The organism is Pseudomonas sp. CFBP 13710 (genome assembly GCF_014842235.1).
Lineage (GTDB): Bacteria > Pseudomonadota > Gammaproteobacteria > Pseudomonadales > Pseudomonadaceae > Aquipseudomonas > Aquipseudomonas baltica.
Genome location: NZ_JACYVJ010000001.1, coordinates 851,369 through 870,838 on the forward strand (window position 1 = coordinate 851,369; position 19,470 = coordinate 870,838).

Consider the following 19,470-nt stretch of genomic DNA (forward strand, 5'->3'; position numbering starts at 1 on the left):
TAAGGAGCAGCGCGACGCCTTCAGATGGCGATCTTCCACAAGCGGGATTCATCGAACAGCAGCACGGCGTTTTCCGGTTCCAGTGGGGGCACCTGCAACGGCACGCCGGCACTGGGCAGCCGTGGCACCGCTCCCAGCAAGCGTTGCGTATACGGGTGCTGTGGCGACTCGAACAACTGCTCGACCGGCGCGTGCTCGACCACCTGGCCATGGCGCATCACCAGCACCTCGTCGCTGACATGGCGGATGACGCCCAGATCATGGGAAATGAACAGGTAGGCCAGGCCCAGCTCGGCTTGCAGATCAGCGAGCAGATCCAGCACCTGGGCCTGTACCGAGACATCCAGTGCCGATACCGGCTCGTCGCAGACGATGACCTTGGGGTTGCTGGCAATGGCGCGGGCAATCGCCACCCGCTGGCGCTGGCCACCGGACAACTGCAGGGGCCGACGCGCGGCCAGCTCGGCAGGCAGGCGCACCTGTTGCAGCAGGCGGCGGATGTGCGGCGCTTGTTCGGCGGTGACGACGCCGGCCACGTCCAGCGTATCGGCAAGAATCTGCCCGACGTTCCAGCGCGGGTCGAACGAACTGAGCGGGTCCTGATAGATCACGCTGATGTCACGCCGCAGCGCTCGGCGCTGGCTTTCGGCGACCCGTGCGTCGGCGCTGCCGTTCCACGGCTGATCGAGGAAACGCACCTGGCCATCGTCTGTCTCGAGCAGCCCCAGGGCCATGCGCGCCACGGTGGTCTTGCCCGAACCGGATTCGCCGACAATGCCCAGGGTCTGGCCGGCACGCAGTTCGAAATCGACGCCGTCGACCACCTGGCGCACCTGCTGATCAGGCCCTACATAGCGCTTGCCCAGGCCATGGGCGTGTAACAGCACCGGCTGATCGAAGCGCGGCGTGCGGGCGATCGTGGCGGTACGCTCACCTGGGCTGAGCCGAGTGCCACGCGCATGCTCGGCCGGCACCGCATCGAGCAGGCTGCGCGTGTAGGGATGGCGCGGCGCGGTCAGCACCTGATGCATGCTGCCCTGCTCCACCACTTCACCGTGCTGCAGCACCAGTACCTCGTCGGCCAATTGCGCCACCACCGCCAGATCGTGACTGATGACCAACAACGAACTGCCTTGGGCTTTGATCTCCTGCAGTACCCCGAGAATCTGCGCCTGGACGGTAGCGTCCAGTGCGGTGGTCGGCTCGTCGGCGATCACCAGCCCGGGATCCAGGGCCAGGGCGCTGGCGATCAACGCACGCTGGCGCAGGCCGCCGGACAACTCGCCGGAGCGCTGGCGGGCACGCAGGGCCGGTTCCGGTACGCCGACCCGTTCCAGCAGTTGCAGCACCCGCCCGGCACGGGAGGCACGGTCGCCCCAACCATGGGTCTGCAATACTTCGAGAATTTCCTTGCCGACCGGCCGCAGCGGGTCGAGCGAAACCAAGGCATCCTGCAGCACGAAGCCGATGTCCTTGCCGCGCACCCGACGCCACTGGCGGTCGCTCAAGGCCAGCAGGTCGAGATCGCCGTATTGCAGGCGCCGTGCCCGCACCTGCGCGCCCTCCCCGGCCAGGCCGATCAGGCTGCGCGCGGTGACGCTCTTGCCCGATCCGGATTCGCCGACCAGAGCCAGAGTCTTGCCCGGCGGCAAGGTGAACGACAGGTTACGCACCACACTCTGCCCGGCGAACTCGACGCTCAGGCCTTCGACGATCAGCGTCTTGTGGCTCATGTCAGGCGACCCTCCAGGCGTTGTTGCAGATAGCGACCGGCAACGGTGGTCGACAAGGTGGTGAGAACGATGAAAAGCCCGGGGAAAAACGTCAGCCACCAGGCATTGGCAATGAAGTCGCGGCCCATCGACAGCATGGTGCCCCACTCCGGCGTCGGCGGCCGCGCGCCCAGGCCGAGGAAGCTCAACGCCGAGGCCCAGACGATGGCCTGACCGACGCCCATGGTCAGGGTCACGATCAGTGGGCGCATGGCGTTGGGCAGCAGCTGTCGCCGGATGATGCGGCGAGTCGGGTGGCCCAGGGCGCGCGCCGCTTCGATGTAGCCGGCGTTGCGCACTGCCAGCACCTGGCCACGGACCATCCGCGCATACCCGGGCGCCGCGCCCAGGCCAGTGGCGATGATCAGCGGGCCGATACCGCTGCCGAAGATGGCCACGAACAGCAACGCCAGCACCAGGCTGGGAAAGGCGAACAGCACTTCCAGCAACCAGCCCACGCCGCGGTCGGTGCGCAGCCCGCCCAGGCCGCCCAGCAGACCGAGGGCAATGGCGATGCTCATCGCCAGGGCCGTCGCGGCCAGGCCAACGAACAGCGACAGGCGCGCGCCGTGGATCACCCGTGAATAGATGTCGCGACCGGACTGGTCGGTACCGAACCAATGCGCCCACCCAGGTGGATGAAAGGCGTCGCGCGGGACGATGGCCAGCGGGTCGCCGTGAGCGAACAGCTGCGGTACCAGCGCGGCCACGATCACCAGCGCCAGGAAGGCGATGGACAGGCTTGCACCGAGGTGAATCCGACGCGGTCGACGTTGGCTACGCAGCGGCCGCGCCGGGCTTTCGAGGGTCAGATCGCTCATGCCAGGGTTTCCTTCTGCCGTGGGTCGATCCACTGGTACACCAGGTCGACGAGAATGTTGGCCAGCACGTAACCGGCGGCTACGACCAGGCTGATGCCGATGGTCAACGGCAAGTCTTGAAGCTGCACCGCCTGATACAACTGACGGCCCAGCCCCCTGCGCGAGAAGATCACTTCGATCACCACGGCACCGCTGATCAGCGCGCCGATCGCCCAGCCCGACAGTGACACCCCCGGCAAGACGGCATGGCGCAGCGCGTGCTTGAAGCGCACCGCCACGTCACTCAGGCCACGGGTGCGCGCGGTCAGCACGAAGGGTTGCTCCAGGGTCAGCTCCAGGGATTCGCGGGTGACCTGGCCGATGAACCCAGCCAGCGGTACCGCCAGCGCTATCGTCGGCAGCACCAGGGTCCGCCAGCCGTCGCTGCCTGCCGGTGGGAACAGGCGCAGGCCGAAGGCGAACACCGCCAGCAGCACGATGCCCAGCCAGAAATGCGGAAGGGCCGCACACAGGGTTTCAGCCAGGGACGCCAGGCGCCCGACCCAGCTGCGGCGACCTGCGCTGAACACGGTCAGGGCCAGCACCAGCAGCCACGCCAGCAGCAGCGCGCTGAGCGTCAGTTCCAGGGTTGCCCCGGCCTGCTCGGCCAGTACCCGCGTGACCGGCATGTGCTGGGAGTAGGAAACGCCCAGATCGCCCTGCACCAGGCGCAGCAGATACAGCCCGTACTGGACCGCCAGGGGCCGGTCCAGGCCGTACTCGCGGGTGACCTCGGCGATGGTTTCCGGGGTCGGGTTGCCGCTGGGTCCACCCAGAATGGCTTGCACTGGATCGCCCGGCATCAGCCGCAGGGCGAAGAAGGTCAGCGTCGCGACCGCCCATAACACCAGCAGTCCACCGCCCAGGCGCACGGCCGCGCGGCGGCCCAGGCGAAGCAAACGCTGGCGGCGCGGGTCCGGCGGCGCGACGGTTACGCGTGTCGTGGTCATTTGTTCACCCAGGCGTCATAGAGGTAGGTCACGGCCAGCGAGGGTTCCAGACGAACCCCCTGGGTCGTCTTGTAGATGCCCAGCCGAGTGCTTTGCGGGTAGGTGGTCAGTTGCAGGTAGTGGCTGGAGGCAACGGCTTGCGCCTGGCGGTACAACGCCTGGCGTTGGCTGGCGTCCTGAGTGGCCAGTGCCTGTTGCACCAGATCGTCGAACTGCGGATCGCTGAAGCCTGCGGTGTTCTGGTGATAGCCGCCGACACCCGCAGGTTGGATGAACGCGCTGCTGAAGATGATCCGCAGCACGTCGGCGGTGTTGGTATTCCAGTAGCCGACGCGGATGTCGTAATCCCAATCGGCCTGGCGCTTGGTCGCCTGCACATCGCTCATCTGCTCCATGATCAGTTCGATGCCGGCCTGCCGCGTGGTGGCCTGAACCTGCTCCCACAAGGTGAATTCCGATGGCGGCGTGCGGTTGCCGAGGATCACCCTCACCTGCAGGCGCTTGCCGTCCTTGAGGCGATAGCCGTCCTCGTCGCGACCGGTCCAGCCGGCTTCGTCGAGCAGTTGTGCCGCACGTGCCGGATGGTAATCCTGGGCGTGTTCGAAGTCGGGGCTGTAGAAGCGCGTGGCGTTGCTCAGCGGACCACCGGCGCGGGGAAACTCGCCGAAGTAGACGCTTTTCAAGGCACCTTCGATGTCGGCGCTGCGCACGAAGGCCTCGCGCACCTTGATATCGTTGAACGGCGCACGGCGGATGTTCAGGGTGCCGTTGGTGGGGTTGCCGGGGCGCTGGGCAATGATCAGTTGCAGGTCCGGGTTGCGCCGCGCCGCTTCGTGGGATTCGGGTGGCAGCGCTTCGATCACGTCCACTTCACCGGCCTGCAGCGACGCGAAACGCACGGACGGCTCCTGGATGAACTTCCAGACGATGCGCTCCAGATACGCGGGCCCCTGGTGCCGGGCCGTGGGCGGCGCCGAGTTGTACTGCGGGTTGCGTTCAAGCACGACCTGGCTTTGACGGTCCCAGCGCACCACCTTGAAGGGGCCGGTGCCTACCGGGCTTTCGCAGTTCACATCACGCGAGCGCAGTAGCGCTTCGGGGGATTCGATGCCGAGAAAACCTTGCGCCAGCACTTCCAGGAATGCCGCGTAGGGTGTGGCCAGGTGCACTTGGGCGGTGTAGCCGTCGAGGACATCGGTGCGCTGGTATTGACGGATGTAGCCGCCCGCGGTGCTCGACTGGGTCTTGGGGTTGGCCATGTGGTCGAGGTTGGCCTTCACCGCCGCGGCGTTGAACGGCGTGCCGTCGGTGAAGCGCACGTCGTCGCGCAGGTGGAAGGTGTAGGTCAGGCCGTCGGGAGAGATCTCCCAGCTTTTCGCCAGCCATGGCCCGATATGACCTTCGGCATCCATCGACACCAGTGAATCGAGGACTTGCTGGGCGAGAAACACTTGCGGCATGTCGCCGGCTACATGTGGGTCCAGGCAGGTCGGCTCGCGGTCGGTGGCATAGATCAACGTGCCGCCGCTGACGGGGGTGTCGGTGCGTGCGGCATTGGTGAGATGGTTGTCGCAACCGCCCAGCAGCAAGCTGACGGCCAACAGGCTGGCCCACGCGATGCCTGCGGGGGGTGTTGCGGGGGAACGCGAATGAATGTCTGGCATGGGTCGGGTTGCGCCTTGTGTCGATGCTGAAGCTCACAAGGGGTGATTGCACAAGCCATGCCGACTGCTCCGCCCCGTTGTTGCGGGGCTTTCCAGCGCTGTGTGAATGAAGGGACGAGGCATTTTGTTGAATGGGTGTTGCCTGGCAGACAGTTGCTGTGCCGGAGCCTTTGGAGTGCTGGATTATTTGATTTGACTACCGTCGGAAAAAGCCGCTGTCGCGAGCGGCTTCATACATACCTCGCGACAACCCGCCAATGCTCAAGGGGTTTTGCGGTGTAATATATTCACCACCACTCAACGCCGAGGTTGCCATGACCGGTATATCGCTGAACCTTCCGGAAGATCTGTCCAACTCTCTTTCGGACCTTGCCAAGAGCCATGGCCAGAGCGCGAGCTATCTAGCCATGGACGTCCTTCGCGACTACATCGAACATGAAAAAACACTGACAGCGCAAATCGAGCAGGCGGTAAAGGAAGCCGACAACGGCAAATTTGCCGATGAGGAACGAGTAGCGGCCATGCGTGCCCGGCGTTGGAGTCGGAATGAGGGTTGAATGGCTGGAAAAGGCCCTCAAGAACCTAGAGGACGAAGCCAACTACATTGCGTTGGAAAATCCGAAAGCTGCAGATGATTTCGCAGATGCAATCTTCGCAAGTGTTGATAAACTCGCGCAGTTTCCTACGATGGGACGCGAGGGTCGGGTCAAACACACACGCGAGTGGGCGGTTCCGAACTGGTCCTATCTGATTCCGTACCGGATTTGTGGCGATCGCCTGCAGATCCTCGGGATCTTCCACACAAGGCAGCGGCCACGCTCCAACTGGTGACGTGCACGACCTTGGCGAGGGCAATCCTGAATGCCCTCGCTGTGCAATAGCTTCAGCAGGCACATAACTCGCCCCACACACCGCTATTCTGCGGCGAATCACGATCAGGCTAAGCCGATGCGACTTCTTCGTCGTACGCGTTCTGTGCCTGGCGGCTCCATAGGAGGAAGTACTGGCCCTGCTTTGCCAGCAGGTCATCGTGGGAGCCGTCTTCGATGATACGGCCGTCCTCGAACACCAGGATGCGGTCCAGGTGGGCGACGGTCGAGAGCCGGTGGGCCACGACGATCACGGTCTTGTCCTGCATGATTTCGTCGAGTTTCTCCTGAATGAAACGCTCGGTGATCGAGTCCAGCGCCGAGGTCGCCTCGTCCATCACCAGGATCGGTGCGTTCTTGAGCAGCACGCGGGCGATGGCGATCCGTTGGCGCTGGCCGCCGGAAAGCTTCACACCGCGTTCGCCGACCAGCGAATCCGCGCCCTGGTCCATGCCGTCGATGAACGCGCTGGCGCCGGCGCGGTGGATGGCTTGTGCCAATTCCTGCGGGCTGGCATCCAGCCGTCCGTAGTTGATGTTTTCGGCAATGCTGCGGTGAAACAGGCCCGGCTCCTGAGGAATCAGACCGATCTGCTGATGCAGCGAATGCTGGGTCACGCTGCGCACATCCTGGCCGTCGATCAACACCTGGCCCTGATTGACGTCGTACAGGCGCAATAGCAGATTGAGCAGCGACGACTTGCCCGAACCGGACGTGCCGACCAAACCCACCCGCTGTCCCGCCGGGATCGACAACTGCAGGTGTTCGAACACCGGTTTCTGCGGCGAATAGCCGAAGCTCACATCGCGGAACTCGATGGCGCCGCGCACGGCGGCGAGCGGCTGTGCATCGGGCTCATCCACCACTTCATGGGGGCGGATCAGGGTGCGCACGCCGTTGGCGATATTGCCGGTGGCCTCGAAGAAGTCCAGGAAACGCCGCGACAGGTTGGCCACGTCGGTGATGATCAACAGCGACAGGCTGGTAGCCATCACGAAGGTCGCGATGTCGATGCTGCCCAGGCGCCACAGGTACAGGGCGATCAGCAGCATGCCGACCTTCAGCGACAACCCGCAGATCGACTGGAACCAGCGAATCTTCTCCATGTAGCCAAACGAACGGCCTGCGGCTTTCAGCTCGCGGTCCAGGTAATCGCCCAGGTAGCGATGCTCGAACGAGTGCCGGGCGAACAGGCGAATGTTGGTCAGGTTGGACACCGCATCCACCACCTTGCCGTTGCTGGTACTGCGCGCCGCCGAGTATTGCTGGGACAACGGATGGCTGCGCTTGGCCAGGAAATAGCACACGGCAATGAACGACACCGACCAGCCGAACATGAACAGCGCCAGCCAGACCGAGGCCGTGGCCAGTACCGCCACGGCGAGCGTCAGGGTGACCAGCAACGGAATCAGGTCGAACAGCAACAGCGCCAGCGCCTGGCCTACGCCCATGGAGACTTCGGAGATCTTGTGCGCCAGGGCGCCGGCGAATTCGCTGCTGACGAAGCGATGGGAGTGACGCTGCAGGTAAGCGTAAACCGCATGGGTCACGGTGCGTCGCTGCAGCGGCAGCACCCGGATGTGCGCACCGGTGGCGCCACGGGTGCACAGCATTTCCAGCAGCAACAGGCCGGCGAACAGCAGCAGAGGTTGGCTCAATGTCTGCCAGTCGAGGGTCGCCGCGCTGGCGTGGCTCACCACCCGGGTAATCTGCCCCAGCACCCAGGGCACCAGCACCGTGCAGGTGACCGCCACGACCTGCAAAAGGAGAATCGCCAGGTACCAACCGCGGAAATGGCCGACGAAGAAGCGGGCAAAGGCAAAGGGCGTGTCCGGCAGCGACTGGATGTTCCAGCTGCGCAGGGCGTGTTGACGATCCTTGTACGAGGGTTTCAAACGATAGTCTCCAAGTGTCAGCGGCGCGAGCCGCGTTTGGGGTGTTACGTTTCTACTGGTGCACCGCGTATGCCGCCGACGCGGCTTGCGCCGCTGCTACAGAGGAACGCGTAAATCGTGTAGCAGCGGCGCGAGCCGCGTCCGGTGTGGCGAGCAAATCGTGTAGCAGCGGCGCGATCCGCGTCCGGTGTGGCGAGCAAATCGTGTAGCAGCGGCGCGAGCCGCGTCCGGTGTGGCGAGCGGACCGTGTAGGGGCTCGGCTCAGATCGCCAGGGGCAGATAGGTGAGCGCGCGCAAGGCGCCGGTCTGCAAGGTCGGTACGGCGCTGAGCAGGGCTTGGGTGTAAGGGTGTTGCGGCCGGTCGAGGACCTGGCGCACTGCGCCCGCCTCCACCACTTCGCCGTCCTTCATCACCAGCACATGGTCGCTAACGTGGTTGATCACCCCCAGATCATGGGAAATGAACAGGCACGCCAGCCCCAGCCGGTGTTTGAGATCGTCGAGCAATTGCAGAATCTGCGCCTGCACCGACACATCCAGCGCCGACACCGGCTCGTCGCACACCAGAATCTGTGGCTCGGCCGCCAGCGCGCGGGCGATCGCAACGCGTTGACGCTGCCCGCCGGACAATTCGATGGGCCGCCGATCGAGCACCGCAGCATCCATTTTCACCAGCGCCAGCAAGCGCTCGGCCCGAGCGTCCCAGGTCGCCCGTGGATGCCCCGCCACTTGCAGCGCTTCGAACAAGACCCGTTGCACGGTATAGCGCGGATCGAACGAGCCGAGTGGATCCTGGAACACCACCTGAATGCTGTGCCGGACCCGAGCTTGCTGGGCGTTGTCCAGATCGGACCAGCGCTGGCCGTCGATCCACACGTCGCCGCTGTCGGGACGCTCCAGCCCCAGGATCATCCGCGTCAGGGTGGTCTTGCCCGAACCGGACTCGCCGACGATACCCAGCGTACGACCGCGCTCCAGGCGCAGCGAAACATCCGCCACCACCGTGCGCACACGCCCGTCCGGGCCTTGGAAAGACTTGCTCAGGTGCTCGGCTCGCAGCAGGACTTCACCGGCTGCAGGCGTCGCAGCGGCCGCGGCCGAGTCGCCGTAGGCGCGGCGGAAATGCACCGCGGTACCGGCTGCCAACAGGCTCTGGGTATAGGGATGGCGAGGGTCGCGCAGAATCTGATCGACGCTACCCTGCTCCACGATCACCCCGCGGTACATCACTGCTATGCGCGTGGCCAGGCGCGCGACTACCGCCAGGTCATGGCTGACGATGAGCATGGCGGTGTCCTCGCCGCGCAGCGATTCGAGCAGGCTCATGACCTGCGCCTGAACGGTCGCGTCCAGCGCCGTGGTGGGTTCGTCGGCGATCAGCAAGCGGGGGTTGCAGGCGATGGCCGAGGCAATCAACGCGCGCTGGCGCAGCCCTCCCGACAACTGGCCCGGATGCTGGCGTGCGCGCAGTTCGGGCTCGGGAACGCCGACCGAACGCAACAGCTCGATGACACGCAACTCGCGCTGCCGGCGCTTCATCTCGGTGTGCAGGCGCAACGGCTCGGCGATTTCCTGACCGACTCGCCGCAGCGGGTCAAGCGCCCCCAACGCATCCTGCATGACGAAACCCAACTGGGCACCGCGCAACTGCAACCAGTCCTTTTCGCGAAACGTGCGCAGATCACGCCCGGCGAACGACAAGCGCCGGGCCTGCACTTCGGAATGCGCGCCGGTAAGTCCGGCCAAGGTACGCGAGGTGACGCTCTTGCCCGAGCCGGACTCGCCCACCAGCGCCAGGCACTCACCGGCGGCCAGCTGAAAACTGATGCCGCGGATCACCGGTTGCGCGTGGGCGCTGAACGCCACGTGCAGGTCTTGCACGTCGAGCAGCGGCTGCGGCGGATTGACGATGGCATTCATAAGCGCTTTCCTTCGCTGCGACGCAGCAGTTCACGGCCAATGGCGGTGATGGAGATGACGGTAAAGGTGATCGCCAGCGCCGGCCACGCCACCAGCCACCACGCGTTGGCGAGAAAGTTGCGGCCGATGGCGAGCATGGTGCCCCACTCCGGCGCGGGCGGCGGCGCGCCGAAACCCAGGAAGCTCAAGGCCGCCCCAGCGGTGATGTTGCCGCCGATGCCGATGGTGGCCAGGATCAGGATCGGCTTGATCGCATTGGGCAGCACGTGTCGCCAGATCACCGCCGCGCGACCCAGGCCCAGCGTCGTCGCCGCTTCCACGTAGCCAGCACCGCGCACCACCTGGGTTTGCGCACGCACCAGGCGGGCGTAGCGCGGCACGCTGGCGATCCCGACGGCAATGATCAGGTTCAACGTGCCCTGGCCGAAAAAGGTGATGATCACCAAGGCCAGCAACAGATCCGGAAACGCCAGCAGCACGTCCACCGCACGCATCACTGCGGCGTCGAGCCAGCGCGGCCCCAGGCCTGCAACCAGGCCAAGCAAGGTGCCCAGCGCCAAACCCATGGCCGTGGCCGCCAAGCCCAGCAGCAGCGACGGACGCACGCCATGGATCAGGCGGCTGAGGACGTCGCGGCCGTTTTCGTCGGTGCCCAACCAGTACACGGCGTCGGGCGCTCGGTACGCATGGCGTGCCACAGCGTCGAGTGGATCGACCGTGGTCAGCAGGCCTGGGGCGATGGCTGCCACGATCAGCAGCAGAACGAACGCGCCGGCCAGTACCAGTCCCGGCCGCAGCCGGGTGCGCGCCCGAGGGTGATCGATGCCTGCGTCCAGCGTGCCTGCGGGTACCGGACCCAGCACCGTGAGTGATGAGCTGATTGCCATGGCGATTCTCCGTAGGGCTGGTACCGATCAAGGCGCCGGGTTGGGGGTCGCGCGATGGATCTCGGCGATCTTGTCCAGCAGGGTCGGGGTGAACTCGATGTCCAGCGCACTGAAGTTGTCCTGCAACTGCGCTTCGCTGGTCTGCCCGGTCAGCACGCTGCTGACGAACGGCTGCCGGGCGACGAAGCCCAGCGCCAATTGCGCAGGGGTGTAGCCATAGTCATTGGCCAACTGCACGTAGGCAGTGATGGCGCGGCTGGCCGACTCGCTGTCGTAGCGGTTGAAGGTGCGATACACCGACGTCAGCCGCGAGCCCTGTGGTCGCGCGCCGTTCAGGTATTTGCCGGTAAGCGTGCCGAATGCCAGCGGCGAATAGGCCAGCAGCCCTACCCCTTCGCGATGGCTGAACTCCGACAGCCCGCCTTCGTACAGTCGGTTCAACAGGCTGTAGGGGTTCTGCACGCTGGCGATGCGCGGCAGCCCGCGCTGCTCGGCCTGCTGCAGAAAGCGCGCAACGCCCCAAGGGGTCTCGTTCGACACACCGATGTGACGGATCTTGCCGGCCTTGACCAGTTCACCGAGCACCTCCAGGGTCTCTTCGATGGCGACGCTGCCACTGTCGTCGACGTACGGGTATTCACGCTGGCCGAAGATGTTGGTGGTGCGATCGGGCCAATGCAGTTGGTAGAGGTCCAGATAATCGGTCTGCAGGCGCTTGAGACTGCCGTCCAGTGCTGCGGTGATGTTGGCGCGGTCGTGGCGGGTCAGGCCGTCACGGATATGCCCGCCGGTGCCCGGCTGGCGCGGTGGGCCGATGATCTTGCTGGCCAGCACGATGTCGGCGCGGCGCCCGCTGCGCTGCAGCCAGGTGCCGATGAAGCGCTCGGTGCTGCCCCAGGTTTCGGCATGGGTCGGGGTGGGGTACATCTCTGCGGTGTCGATCAGATTGACGCCGTGCGCCAGGGCCAGGTCCAGTTGCCGATGGGCGTCCTGCTCGCTGTTCTGATGCCCCCAGGTCATGGTGCCCAGGCCCAGCAGGCTGACGTTGAGATCGGTATTGCCAAGGGTGCGATATTTCATGGTTCGAATCGGTCCGTTGCGGGCATGAAAGGTTCAGGCGCTGCGTGCGTACTGGCTGGCCGGATACGGCAGGCCCAGGTGATCGCGCAGGGTGTGGCCGCTGTACTCGTGGCGGAAAACACCGCGCTGGCGCAGCAGCGGCACCACCTCATCGACGAAGATTTCGACGCCGGACGGAAACATGTCCGGCATGATGTTGAAGCCATCGGCAGCACCGGCCAGGAACCAATGCTCGAGGGTGTCGGCGACCTGCTCCGGGGTGCCGACCAGCAAGCGGTGGCCGACCAGAATGCGCCGCGACAATTGGCGAATGCTCAGGTTTTCCCGGCGCGCCAGGTTCAGCTGGGCTTCGAGAAACCCGTGCGAGCCGCGCTCGAAGGATGCCACCGGGCCGATCCTGTCCCAGGGCAACGGCGCATCGGGGTCCAGCTCGGCGACGCTCAACCCCACCCGCGCGGCCACCTGATACAGCAGCCCTTCTTCGCCGTAGAAATCGTTGAGGCGATCGAAACGTGCATGGGCTTCGGCCTCGGTGCTGCCGATCACCGTCGACAGCCCTGGCATGATCTTCAGGTGCGCCGGGTTGCGCCCCCATTGCCGGGCGCGGTGTTTCATCTCCTGATAGAAGCCCTGGCCGTCTTCCAGGGTGGTCTGGGTGGTGAAGATCGCATCGGCATAACGCGAGCCCAGCGCCTTGCCACCTTCGGACGAGCCGGCCTGCACCAGCACCGGCCGGCCCTGGGGCGAGCGCGGCAGGTTGAGCGGCCCCTTGACCGAAAAGTGTTTGCCGACGAAATCGGGCGTGTGTACCTTGGCCGGATCGGCGAAACGGCCGCTGACGGCATCGCCGATGATGGCGTCGTCCTCCCAGCTGTCCCACAGCTTGAGGGTGATGTCGATGAACTCGTCGGCGCGTGCATAGCGGTCCACGTGCAGCGGCGCACCGGCCAGGCCAAAGTTCTGCGCGGCGGCATCGCCAGCGTTGGTCACCACGTTCCACGCCGCTCGGCCGCCGCTGATATGGTCCAGCGAAGAGAAACGCCGGGCCAGGTTGAACGGGTCGTTATAGGTGCTCGATGCCGTGGCAATCACGCCGATGCGTTGCGTAGCCAGGGCCACGGCCGTCAGCAGTACCGTGGGCTCGAGGCGCCCAGCCGGGTGCTGCGCCACGTCGCCGCCCAATGCCGGACCGTCGGCGAGGAAGATCGCGTCCAGCGTGCCACGCTCGGAGATGCGCGCGATGTTGCAGTAGTACTCGGCATCCAGGTAGGCATTGGCCGGCACCTCGCCCATTCGCCAGGCGGCGGAGTGCGAGCCGAAGCCGAGGATGTTCATGCCGATGCTCATTTGCGGTTTGGGGCTCATGGCGGTTCCTTGAAGGCGGTTCAGACGGCGCTGGCTTCGTCGTGCAGAGCAGCGACCGGTTCGGATCGGGCGGCGGCGTGCTCGGCCTGCGAAGCGCGCCAGGCGGCATTCGGGCTGATGCCGTTGAGGTAGTAGTTGCCCAGCGCCCGTTCGCGGTAGATCGCCGGGTTGTGCGAGGCCAGCGTGCGCGCGTTGCGCCAGTGCCGGTCCAAGCGCCGCGACTGGCTGGTGGCCGATGCACCGCCCACCTCGAACAACAACGTGGTGGCTTCCAGTACCTGCTCCAGAACGATCTGCTGGGCTTGAAAGGCGCGCACCTCGGCCTCGGTGTAGTGGGCTTCACTGGCCTGCCCGGCGCGTTCGGCTTCGTGGACGTTCTGCAGCACCTGCGCCACCGCCAGTACCTGGGTCTGCGCGGCATAGGCCAGGCTCGACAGGCGGCCGACGACACGCTGCACCAGTGGATCGTCCTTGGGACTGGACTGGCCCGGCACACCGAAGGCACGAGTCCGGCCCTGGACGAACTCGCTGGCGTCGCGCAGCACCGCGCGGGCAATGCCGGCCAATGTCGCCAGGTGAAACAGCTGATAGAAGGCAGAAATATAGGACTCGGGACGCTGCTCGCCGGCTGCATAGCGACGCAACACGTACTCGGACGGCACCGGGACATTGTCGAAACGCGTGGTGCCGCTGCCCGACAGGCGCTGGCCGAAACCGTCCCAATCGTCGTCGCGGCTCACGCCTGGCGCGGTGGTGGGCACCGAGACGCTGACGAAGTCTTCACCCGTCAGCGCCGAAACGGCGATCCAGTCGGCGTACAGGGTGCCGGTGCAGTAGAACTTCTTGCCGTCCAGGCGCCAGCGCTGCTCACTTTCGGCCGTCAGGGTCACGCTCTGTTTGCTGGTGTCGGTGCGCTCGGCCATGGCCGCGCCCCACAGGTCACCGGCCACCACCTTGGCCAGCCAGTACGCCTGGGACTCCGCTTCATCGCGGGACAGGCGGCCTTCGACGAAGCCGAAATGCGCGCGCAGGATATGCGGCAGGTTGGAGTCCGCCTCGGCCAGCTCGATCAGCAGCTCGAACAACTGCGGCAGGGTGGCGCCCGCGCCGCCCTGCTCGCTTGGCACGCGCAAGGCACCAAAACCGGCCTCGCGCAGCCAGCTCACCGCTTCGAAGGCCAGTTCGCGCTGCTGTTCGCGGGCCAGTGCAGTCTCCTCGATGCGCGCGAAGATCGGCGCAAAAGGGGCACGCAGGCGGGCATAGTCCGGGGCCAACGGGAAACCGCCGGTACGTTGTTCAACACTCATGGTCTTTTCCTTGCGTCATCGGGCTGCCTGGCAGCTGTGAAAATTCGGGTCATGCGGGCTTCACTCGCGGGTCGATCCAGTGGTTCACCAGGTCCACCACCAGGTTCACCGCCACATAGATCGCCGCTGCCAACAGGGTGATGCCCAACACCATGGGCACGTCCTTGGCATTGGCGGCATCGAGCATCAGCCGGCCGATACCCTGGCGGGAGAACAGCAGCTCCACCACCACCGCCCCGCCGAGCAGGCTGGCGAAGACGAAACCGGCCAGGGTCACCAGCGGCACCAGGGCATGGCGCAGGGCGTGGCGCAGGCGCACACCGGTCTCGGACATGCCGCGGGCGCGGGCCATGGCAATGAAAGGCTGGTCGAGAATGTCTTCCAGCTCCTGGCGCAACACCTGGGTCAGTACGGCGGCAATCGGCAGGGCTAGCGCCAGGGTCGGCAGGATCAACGACTGCCAGCTGCCCGACCCCGAAGGTGGCAGCACGTGCCAGTGAAAGGCGAACACCAGCAGCAAGAGGATGCCGATGACGAACGAGGGCGCCGACGACAACACCAGCTCAGATCCCGATACCAGCGAGCGCACCCATGGGCTGCGCTTGGCCGTGGTGATCGCACTGATGACCGACAGGATCACGGCTACCAGCGCCGCGCAGATCGACAGCTGCACGGTGGCGCCGATCTGTGCGCCGATAGCCCGGGTGACCGGAATGCGCAGACGATAGGACTCGCCCAGATCGCCTTGAGCCAAGCGAGCGATATAGTGGCCGTACTGCACGATCAGCGGCTGATCGAGGCCGTATTCGGCGCGTACCCGCACGATCATCTCTGGGGTCGGCATGGATTCCGGACCGCCGAGAATGGCCAGTGCAGGGTCACCGGCACTCAGGTTGATGGCCAGAAAAGTCAGGGTCGCGGCTCCCCAGAGGACGCCGATACCAGCCAGCAGGCGCCAGAGCACCTTGCGCAGAGCAGTGTTCATTTCGCCTCCGTTTGCAGCCACAGGCTGGGCAGAAAGACCGTGTTGTGCGAGGTGTCGAAAATCACCCCGGCAAGGCGGTTCGAGTAGGCGACCAGCACATGGCTCTCGAACGAAGGCACCACCGGCACTTGTTCGGCCAGGCGCTGCTGGGCCTTGCTGTACAATCGTTCGAGACGAGCCGGGTCGTGGCTGCGTCGGGCTGCGGCCAACAGTCGATCCAGTTCGGCATCGCGAAAACGCCCGCCGTTCTGGCCGATGCGTTTTTCCGAAGTGATGGAATCGCTGTGGTACAGGATGTACAGACCGTCCGGGGTGTTGGTGTGCCAGTAACCACCGCCCATGACCTGGAAGTTGCCGGCATAACGGCGGTCGGTAACCTGGGCCAGCGGCAGCAGTTCGATGCGCAACTCGAAACCGAGCTTCTTCAGGTCCGCCTGAATCGCCACCGCAACACTGCTGGAGAAGCTCGCGCTTTCGGTTGCCAGCAGGGTCGCGCCCAGCCGCTCACCGTTGCGGGTGCGATAGCCCTGCTCGTCGCGCGCGGTCCAGCCGGCGTCGTCGAGCGAGGCGTTGGCGGCCTTGACGTCGTAGGCCAGCACATCCTTGTACATGGGGTCGTAGTAGCGCGTATTGGCGGCGAGAAAATCCGCCTTCACCCGGTATTCGCCGAACCCGATGATCCAGGCCAGGCCCTCGCGGTCGATGCCCTTGGCTACCGCGCGACGTACCCGCACGTCATCGAACGGCGCCTTTTCGACGTTGAACGTCAGGCTGCGAAACGGGTTGCCCTTGCGAATGCGGCTGCGCAGGGTCAGGTCGGTGGAGGCGCGAATGGCCTTGGCGTTCTGCGGCGGCGCGTCCAGCGTCAGGTCCGACTGCCCAGCCTGGAGTGAGGTAAAGCGGATCATCGCCTCGGGCACGAAGCTGAGCTCGATGCGATCCAGGTAGGCCTCGCCTCGATGGCGAGTCACCGGTGGCGACCAGTCGTAGCCGGGGCGACGGGTGAACACCGCACCCTGGTCGCGGGTATAGCTCTGCAGCACGAACGGCCCGGAGCCTACGGGGTGCTCGGCGATCGACTTGGGTGCTTCGAGGATCTGCTTCGGCGAAATCATCCCCAGCCAGGACTGCGCCAGCACGTCGAGAAACGGCGAATAGGGTTCGCGCAAAGTCGCCTGGAAGGTGTACTCGTCGATCACCCGACCCTGGTCATACGGTGCGATATAGGCTGCCGCCAAGGGCGACTTGGTCGCGGGATCGCGCATGTGTTCCAGGTTGATCTTCACCGCCTGGGCATTGAATTTCTCCCCGTCGCTGAAGGTCACGCCCTCGCGCAGGTGAAAGGTGTAGGTCCTGCCGTCTTCGGACACTTCCCAGGATTTCGCCAGCCAGGGCGAGACCCTGCCCTCCTCGTCCTGGTAAACCAGGCAGTCGTACAGCACTCGCCCCAACCACTGCACGTTGCCATGGGAAATCGCATGGACGTCGAAGGTGCCGGTGTCGGCGGCCGTGGTCACGCGCAGCGTCCCGCCGCGCTTGCCGGGTTCCTCTTCGTGGTAGTCGGAGGCGGGGTAGCTGATCAGATCGCCATTGACGATGCCGTCGGTGCTCGGTGCCTGCGCCACCGGGGTGGCTGGCGCATCGGCAGCGGGCGAACAGGCCGAGAGCGTGAACAGCACGCCGATCAAGGCGCAGCCGAAGAAGGTCGAGGTCATGGGTCGGGCAGCCATCAGAAATTGTAGGTCACGCCGGTGAACGCACCGAAGCCGTCCCCCGGATACAGCGCTGCAGTGTCCTGCCCCTGAGCGTTGTAGCCCGGTACGATGGCGGTCACGTAATCCTTGTCGCCGAGGTTTTTCAGGTCCACGTAGGCCTGCCACTTCTTGCTCGGCGCGTCGTATCCCAGCCGTGCGCCGAAGATCGTGTACGACGGTGCGTTGAACGTGTTGGCGTAGTCCACCGCCGTACTCGACGCGGAGCGCACGTTGACGCCGGCGTAGAAACCATTGGCGTACTGGTATTGCAGTTCGGCCTGGTAGATATGCTTGGGCAGGCCCGGTAACTCGTTCTTGCTGAAGGCAGGGTCGTGGCGGTAGTAAAAGTCGTTGAGGGTGTAGGCCTGGCGCCAGCTGAGTACATCACCGTTGCTGCCCTGCCAGAGCTTGGTGGTCAGGCCCGCTTCGATACCTTGGTGGATGGTCGGGGTGGCATTGGATGTCGAGACAATCGCCGCGCTGGTGCCGGTGGCGGCGGCAATCTGGGTGGTCAGCAACTCGTTCTTGACCCAGGAGCGGTACAGCACCAGGCTGCCGTCGAAACGCTCGGACTGGCCGCGGATACCGAATTCCACGGTGTTCGCGGTTTGTGGTACCAGCGGCTTGATGTAGTTGTTGGTCACCCCGGAGTTGGAGATCGACCACGAACTGGGCGGATCGACGGAGCGGCTGACGTTGCCGAACACTTGCAAGTTTGGGGTCAGTTCAAAACGCAGCCCCGCACGCGGTGCCAGGGACCAGTCGTCATAGTCGTAGCGCGTGGGAAAGCCGCTGGTGTTGGGCCGATCGCTGAAAGACACGTCGATGTCGCGCTTGATCTGGATCGCCGAGACGCCGGTGGTCAGGTACAACCGATCGGTCAGGCCCAGGTCGTTGCCGACGGTGAACACATGGTCGAAGGAGCCGTCGTACTTGACGTTTTTCTGCAGGAGCCCAAGGTCCTTGTCGCCGCGATAGGTCTTGGCGCCTGCGTTCAAGTGCTCGGTGCTGGTGAAGCCCAGGGTGGTGGTGCTGTCGAGGCCGAACAGTTGGTCGTAGCGGGTGTATTTGAGCGATGCGTTGATGTCGCTCCAGTCCCAGTAGTTGGGGTTGACCGTGCTGCGACGGTTCAAGATCTGCGGATAGTCGTGGTACCCAACGCCGAATTCCAGGGTGGCGTCGTCGTCGAAGGTGTAGGTGGTCTTGCTGGCTACCCAGGTAGAGCCGCGTTTGGTCGAGTCGCCGCGGCTGGCGCGCGTGGCCGCGTTGGTCTGGGTGCTGTCGTGCTTGAGCTGGGCGCGCGTCAGCGCACCGGCGTTCTCGTGAAATTCCTCGCGGTAGCGCACGATCAGACGCGTCTGAAGTTTCGGATTGAACCGGTAGCCGAAGTTACCCACGACTCCCTTGGACTTGCTGAAGGTGTAATCCTGATAACCATCGCGTCGAGCGTTGTCGACGCTGACGAAATAGTCTGCATCACCGACCACACCGCCGGTGCGAAGGGTCTGTTTCTGCCAACCGAAACTGCCACCTTCCAGTTTGATCTGGCTGCCCGGCGCGCTGTAGCCGGTATGGGTGATGAAATTGATGCCGCCACCCAGAGACAAGGCGCCGTACTCGAAGGCATTGGCGCCACGCAGGATCTCGGTGTACTGCAAGCCCTGCCCGTCCAGCAGCTCGTACGGAGTACCGCCGGCGCCGGTCAATGCCAATCCGTCGAAGAGGAACTTGGTGCCCTCGCGGAAGTAGCCCGGAGATGCGTTGGCGCCAGAGCCGCGGATGGAAATCTTGACCGCGTCGTTGCCACCGGCCGACTGCGCGTACACCCCTGGCTGGTAAGCCAGGGTGTCTTCGAGGCTGGCGGAGCGCCCTTTGTCGACCTCGGCCTGTTCGACCAGGCTGGTGCCCCCGGGCACTTCCTTGAGCTGCGCACGGGATTGCTCGACCGGTGTCGCCTTGGCGGCCTGCACAGTGACCGTTTGCAAGCGTTGCTCTGGTGTATCAGCGAAGGCAGGAGCGACAGTGAACAACAGGCAGGCACTCAGGCCTGAAGCGAATTCGGTATAGCGATAGGCGGTACTGCGCCGACTGTTCAACGACGGCGTATAGGCATGTAACTTCAAATGTGTTGCTCCCACCCAATGAATATAAGGCGAGCTTCT

15 protein-coding genes are annotated in these 19,470 nt (G+C 64.9%); 2 read left to right on the plus strand and 13 right to left on the minus strand.

Features of this window, described 5'->3' with window-relative positions:
* Positions 1-20 precede the first annotated feature (20 nt).
* Genes IFT44_RS03650 through IFT44_RS03665 form a run of 4 tightly spaced genes read right to left on the minus strand, consistent with a single transcriptional unit; the run spans position 21 to position 5,246 of the window.
* Complete coding sequence (locus IFT44_RS03650) at positions 21-1,733, minus strand: dipeptide ABC transporter ATP-binding protein (protein WP_192175424.1); 1,713 nt, start codon at positions 1,731-1,733, stop codon at positions 21-23.
* A complete protein-coding gene (locus IFT44_RS03655; protein WP_192103376.1) occupies positions 1,730-2,593 on the minus strand; it encodes an ABC transporter permease in 864 nt (287 codons plus the stop codon). Before IFT44_RS03655 ends, IFT44_RS03650 begins: the two co-directional genes overlap by 4 nt.
* On the minus strand, positions 2,590-3,582 hold the full coding sequence (locus tag IFT44_RS03660; RefSeq protein ID WP_192103375.1) for an ABC transporter permease: 993 nt from the start codon (positions 3,580-3,582) through the stop codon (positions 2,590-2,592). The genes IFT44_RS03655 and IFT44_RS03660 overlap by 4 nt, the downstream gene beginning before the upstream one ends.
* Entirely contained in the window at positions 3,579-5,246 is a 1,668-nt protein-coding gene (locus IFT44_RS03665; protein WP_192059761.1) for an ABC transporter substrate-binding protein, read from the minus strand. Before IFT44_RS03665 ends, IFT44_RS03660 begins: the two co-directional genes overlap by 4 nt.
* 314 nt (positions 5,247-5,560) lie before the next feature.
* On the opposite strand from IFT44_RS03665, the gene IFT44_RS03670 reads away from it, so the two are divergent.
* Together IFT44_RS03670 and IFT44_RS03675 are read left to right on the plus strand one after the other, a co-directional pair.
* On the plus strand, positions 5,561-5,803 hold the full coding sequence (locus tag IFT44_RS03670) for a CopG family ribbon-helix-helix protein (RefSeq protein WP_122477637.1): 243 nt from the start codon (positions 5,561-5,563) through the stop codon (positions 5,801-5,803).
* Entirely contained in the window at positions 5,793-6,077 is a 285-nt protein-coding gene (locus IFT44_RS03675; protein ID WP_122477635.1) for a type II toxin-antitoxin system RelE/ParE family toxin, read from the plus strand. The genes IFT44_RS03670 and IFT44_RS03675 overlap by 11 nt, the downstream gene beginning before the upstream one ends.
* Positions 6,078-6,186: 109 nt before the next feature.
* On the opposite strand, the gene IFT44_RS03680 is transcribed toward IFT44_RS03675, so the two are convergent.
* From IFT44_RS03680 to IFT44_RS03720, 9 genes are all read right to left on the minus strand, one after another.
* Positions 6,187-8,010, minus strand: coding sequence for an ABC transporter ATP-binding protein (locus IFT44_RS03680; protein WP_244652075.1), 1,824 nt, complete (start codon positions 8,008-8,010; stop codon positions 6,187-6,189).
* A 261-nt stretch (positions 8,011-8,271) separates the two neighbouring features.
* Positions 8,272-9,930 carry a dipeptide ABC transporter ATP-binding protein gene (locus IFT44_RS03685; RefSeq protein WP_192059762.1) on the minus strand — a complete coding sequence of 553 codons (1,659 nt, stop codon included), beginning with the start codon at positions 9,928-9,930 and terminating at the stop codon, positions 8,272-8,274.
* Complete coding sequence (locus IFT44_RS03690) at positions 9,927-10,817, minus strand: ABC transporter permease (RefSeq protein ID WP_192059764.1); 891 nt, start codon at positions 10,815-10,817, stop codon at positions 9,927-9,929. The genes IFT44_RS03685 and IFT44_RS03690 overlap by 4 nt, the downstream gene beginning before the upstream one ends.
* 27 nt (positions 10,818-10,844) lie before the next feature.
* Positions 10,845-11,897, minus strand: a complete 1,053-nt coding sequence (locus IFT44_RS03695; RefSeq protein WP_122799810.1) for an NADP(H)-dependent aldo-keto reductase — start codon at positions 11,895-11,897, stop codon at positions 10,845-10,847.
* A 33-nt stretch (positions 11,898-11,930) separates the two neighbouring features.
* Positions 11,931-13,262 (minus strand): LLM class flavin-dependent oxidoreductase, encoded by a 1,332-nt coding sequence (locus IFT44_RS03700; RefSeq protein ID WP_122477628.1) that lies wholly within the window; start codon positions 13,260-13,262, stop codon positions 11,931-11,933.
* 20 nt (positions 13,263-13,282) lie between these two features.
* A complete protein-coding gene (locus IFT44_RS03705) occupies positions 13,283-14,569 on the minus strand; it encodes an acyl-CoA dehydrogenase family protein (RefSeq protein ID WP_192175425.1) in 1,287 nt (428 codons plus the stop codon).
* A 49-nt stretch (positions 14,570-14,618) separates the two neighbouring features.
* Positions 14,619-15,554: an ABC transporter permease gene (locus IFT44_RS03710; RefSeq protein ID WP_122477624.1), complete on the minus strand. Its 936-nt coding sequence runs from the start codon at positions 15,552-15,554 to the stop codon at positions 14,619-14,621.
* On the minus strand, positions 15,551-17,269 hold the full coding sequence (locus IFT44_RS03715) for an ABC transporter substrate-binding protein (protein WP_192175426.1): 1,719 nt from the start codon (positions 17,267-17,269) through the stop codon (positions 15,551-15,553). Before IFT44_RS03715 ends, IFT44_RS03710 begins: the two co-directional genes overlap by 4 nt.
* Before the next feature lie 14 nt (positions 17,270-17,283).
* The gene (locus IFT44_RS03720; protein WP_244652076.1) at positions 17,284-19,431 is read right to left on the minus strand and encodes a TonB-dependent receptor family protein; all 2,148 of its coding nucleotides are present in this window, start codon (positions 19,429-19,431) and stop codon (positions 17,284-17,286) included.
* Between the last annotated feature and the right edge of the window lie 39 nt (positions 19,432-19,470).

Coding starts and splice junctions, on each gene's coding strand:
- IFT44_RS03650 (WP_192175424.1), bottom strand. CDS start 1,733: ATGAGCCACAAGACGCTGATCGTCGAAGGCCTGAGCGTCGAGTTCGCC.
- IFT44_RS03655 (WP_192103376.1), bottom strand. CDS start 2,593: ATGAGCGATCTGACCCTCGAAAGCCCGGCGCGGCCGCTGCGTAGCCAA.
- IFT44_RS03660 (WP_192103375.1), bottom strand. CDS start 3,582: ATGACCACGACACGCGTAACCGTCGCGCCGCCGGACCCGCGCCGCCAG.
- IFT44_RS03665 (WP_192059761.1), bottom strand. CDS start 5,246: ATGCCAGACATTCATTCGCGTTCCCCCGCAACACCCCCCGCAGGCATC.
- IFT44_RS03670 (WP_122477637.1), top strand. CDS start 5,561: ATGACCGGTATATCGCTGAACCTTCCGGAAGATCTGTCCAACTCTCTT.
- IFT44_RS03675 (WP_122477635.1), top strand. CDS start 5,793: ATGAGGGTTGAATGGCTGGAAAAGGCCCTCAAGAACCTAGAGGACGAA.
- IFT44_RS03685 (WP_192059762.1), bottom strand. CDS start 9,930: ATGAATGCCATCGTCAATCCGCCGCAGCCGCTGCTCGACGTGCAAGAC.
- IFT44_RS03690 (WP_192059764.1), bottom strand. CDS start 10,817: ATGGCAATCAGCTCATCACTCACGGTGCTGGGTCCGGTACCCGCAGGC.
- IFT44_RS03695 (WP_122799810.1), bottom strand. CDS start 11,897: ATGAAATATCGCACCCTTGGCAATACCGATCTCAACGTCAGCCTGCTG.
- IFT44_RS03700 (WP_122477628.1), bottom strand. CDS start 13,262: ATGAGCCCCAAACCGCAAATGAGCATCGGCATGAACATCCTCGGCTTC.
- IFT44_RS03705 (WP_192175425.1), bottom strand. CDS start 14,569: ATGAGTGTTGAACAACGTACCGGCGGTTTCCCGTTGGCCCCGGACTAT.
- IFT44_RS03710 (WP_122477624.1), bottom strand. CDS start 15,554: ATGAACACTGCTCTGCGCAAGGTGCTCTGGCGCCTGCTGGCTGGTATC.
- IFT44_RS03715 (WP_192175426.1), bottom strand. CDS start 17,269: ATGACCTCGACCTTCTTCGGCTGCGCCTTGATCGGCGTGCTGTTCACG.